Annotated in this window: 2 protein-coding genes; both read left to right on the top strand. The window is 41.8% G+C overall.

What is annotated here, in order from left to right:
• Positions 1-41 precede the first annotated feature (41 nt).
• A complete protein-coding gene (locus LIX84_RS23370) occupies positions 42-323 on the top strand; it encodes a type II toxin-antitoxin system Phd/YefM family antitoxin (protein ID WP_000086647.1) in 282 nt (93 codons plus the stop codon).
• Positions 320-558: type II toxin-antitoxin system RelE/ParE family toxin (locus LIX84_RS23365; protein WP_226422278.1), on the top strand; the 239-nt coding region annotated here is incomplete at its 3' end. The genes LIX84_RS23370 and LIX84_RS23365, both read left to right, overlap by 4 nt.

Below are 558 nucleotides of genomic sequence, written 5' to 3'. Positions count from 1 at the left end.
ACTATTATTTGTACGTTATTTTGTACCAGTTGGAGTTCAATATGAGTCGTATTCATTTCGATCAAGACATTCAGCCGTTGTCTGAGTTTCGCGCAGGTGTAGCTTCTTACATCAAACAAATCAATGAGACTCGCCGTCCATTGGTAATTACTCAACGTGGCAAAGGTGTTGCTGTTGTCCTTGACGTTGCTGAGTATGAAGCAATGCAAGAGAAAATCGAATTACTGGAAGAAATGCGGACAGCGGAAGCTCAATTAGCTTCAGGTCTTGGCGTTTCCAATGATGATGCGCGTGCTCAAGTTTTGGGGCGCATTAAAAAATGAAAGTAGTTTGGTCTCCATTAGCGCTTCAAAAGTTAGGCGATGCAGCGGAGTTCATTTCTTTGGATAACCCATCTGCGGCAGAAAAGTGGGTAAACGAAGTTTTTGATAAAACTGAACTACTTGGAAGTATGCCTGAGATGGGGCGCTTTGTTCCTGAAATGCCTCATACGAATTATCGTGAAATTATTTTTGGTCACTATCGTATTATCTACAGCTTAAGTCATGAAATCCGCGT

It is taken from the genome of Vibrio sp. E14 (assembly GCF_020515785.1).
GTDB classification, from domain to species: domain Bacteria; phylum Pseudomonadota; class Gammaproteobacteria; order Enterobacterales; family Vibrionaceae; genus Vibrio; species Vibrio diabolicus.
This window is presented reverse-complemented; position numbering and strand designations above follow the sequence as displayed.